General features: G+C 46.6%; 3 protein-coding genes. All 3 read right to left on the reverse strand.

Features of this window, described 5'->3' with window-relative positions; genetic code table 11:
• On the reverse strand, positions 1 to 184 hold a 184-nt coding region (locus tag OEL57_RS16285), incomplete at its 3' end, for a site-2 protease family protein (RefSeq protein WP_300741936.1).
• 130 nt (positions 185 to 314) lie between these two features.
• Entirely contained in the window at positions 315 to 1727 is a 1413-nt protein-coding gene (gene glnA / locus OEL57_RS16290) for a type I glutamate--ammonia ligase (protein ID WP_300741942.1), read from the reverse strand.
• Between the two features lie 30 nt (positions 1728 to 1757).
• A complete protein-coding gene (locus tag OEL57_RS16295) occupies positions 1758 to 2096 on the reverse strand; it encodes a P-II family nitrogen regulator (protein WP_078791489.1) in 339 nt (112 codons plus the stop codon).
• Positions 2097 to 2178 lie beyond the last annotated feature (82 nt).

Below are 2178 nucleotides of genomic sequence, written 5' to 3' on the forward strand. Positions count from 1 at the left end.
ACAACATCAGGGTGCCAAATATATCGATATGCTTTAAAGGGTTAAGGGTTAGCCGTCCCAACATGCGGGCAGTCGGGTCGCCATAGCGCCAAGCAACGTAGCCGTGGGCAACCTCATGGCAGGTAATGGCCAGCAAACCGGGAACCAGCATTATTGAAAGCTTGAACAGAATATTTTCAATCATTATTTTTTCCTGTCATTAGTAAAGCATAACTTCTAACAGATGCTACAGGTTAAGTCAATCAAGCCCCGGTATTGATAAAAAAAGGGCGGGATTGCTCCCGCCCTTCTGAACACCAGACACACAACGTCGATTAGATGTCGTAGTACAGAGCAAACTCAAGCGGAACCGGACGCATACGAACCGGGTTAACTTCAGCTTCCATCTTGTACTCAATCCACTTCTCGATAACGTCAGGAGTAAAGACGTCACCTTTCAGCAGGAACTCATGGTCAGCTTCAAGACACTTGAGGGCTTCATCAAGGCTACCTGGAGCAGACGGGATGTCTTTCAGTTCTTCAGGAGACAAACCATAGATATCCTTGTCAAGTGGCTGACCTGGATCAATCTTGTTCTCAATACCGTCAAGACCTGCCATCAGCATGGCAGCAAAAGCCAGATAGCCGTTGCAGGATGGGTCTGGAGTACGGTACTCAACCCGTTTTGCCTTGGGGTTGGTGGACATCATAGGAATACGCAGTGAAGCTGAACGGTTACGACTTGAGTAAGCCATGTTTACAGGAGCTTCAAAGCCCGGTACCAGACGCTTGTAGGAGTTGGTAGTCGGGTTGGTGATAGCGCACAGAGCCTTGGCATGCTTGATGATACCACCGATATACCAGAGAGCCATCTGTGACAGCCCGCCGTATTTATCACCAGCAAACAGGTTCTGTCCATCTTTCCAGATGGACTGATGGCAGTGCATACCGGAACCATTGTCACCGTACAGCGGCTTAGGCATAAAGGTTACAGTCTTGCCGTTACGATACGCAACATTCTTTATAACATACTTGAACCATTGAAGCTGATCAGCCATATCAACCAGTGAAGAGAAGCGCATATCGATCTCAGCCTGGCCGCCAGTGGCAACTTCGTGGTGCTGACACTCAACCCGGATACCAACCTTCTGCAACTCCTGAACCATTTCGTTACGCAGGTCGTTCTGGGAGTCAACCGGGGAGCAAGGGAAATAGCCTTCCTTATGACGTGGCTTGTAGCCCAGATTAGGGAACTCTTCGCGGCCAGTGTTCCAAGCGCCTTCCACAGAGTCAACCATATAGAAAGCCTGGTTAGAGGTTGAATCGTAACGAACTTCATCAAAGATAAAGAATTCTGCTTCAGGGCCAAAAAAAGCAGTGTCGCCAATACCGGTAGACTTCAGGTAAGCCTCAGCCTTGCGGGCGATGTTACGCGGATCACGGGTGTAGTCTTCCTTGGTAATAGGGTCAAAAATATTACAGATCAAAGAAAGAGTAGGCACAGCAATAAAGGGATCCATTTTAGCTGAAGTTGGATCCGGCAACAGAATCATGTCAGAGGCATGAATTGGTTGCCAGCCACGGATTGATGAACCATCAAAGCCTTGACCTTCCTCAAAAGTATCCTCATCAAACTCGGTAATAGGCACAGAGACGTGCTGCCAAGTACCTATAAAATCCATAAACTTGTAATCAACCATTAATGCGCCATTTTCTTTGGCAAATTCAACTACCTGCTTCGGTGTCATCAAACTTCTCCTTTCGCTTGAATAAATAATCTACAGCGCATCTTCTCCGGTTTCACCGGTTCTGATTCGTACAACAGCCTCAACCGGTGTCACAAAAATCTTACCATCACCTATCCTGCCAGTTTTTGCTGCTTTTTCAATAGCTTCCACTACTTTCGGAAGGATAGCGTCACTGACAATGATCTCAAGTTTAATCTTTGGGATAAAATCAACAACGTACTCAGCTCCACGGTAAAGTTCAGTGTGGCCTTTCTGACGCCCAAACCCCTTTACCTCACTAATAGTAATCCCCTGAATACCTATCTCGTTCAGCGCCTCTTTAACTTCATCCAGCTTGAACGGCTTGATGATTGCTTCTACTTTTTTCACAGTCATCCTCCCTTCTCAGCAGTTAATTCTCATCTAACTTATTTAAGATTTATGCAAGCACATTGCCAAATTAGACCTGTCT

The organism is Trichlorobacter sp. (assembly GCF_030247655.1).
In the GTDB taxonomy this organism is placed as follows: Bacteria; Desulfobacterota; Desulfuromonadia; order Geobacterales; family Pseudopelobacteraceae; genus Trichlorobacter.

Excerpts from the sequence above, each read along its gene's own strand:
- glnA (WP_300741942.1), bottom strand. The coding sequence starts at position 1,727 with ATGACACCGAAGCAGGTAGTTGAATTTGCCAAAGAAAATGGCGCATTA.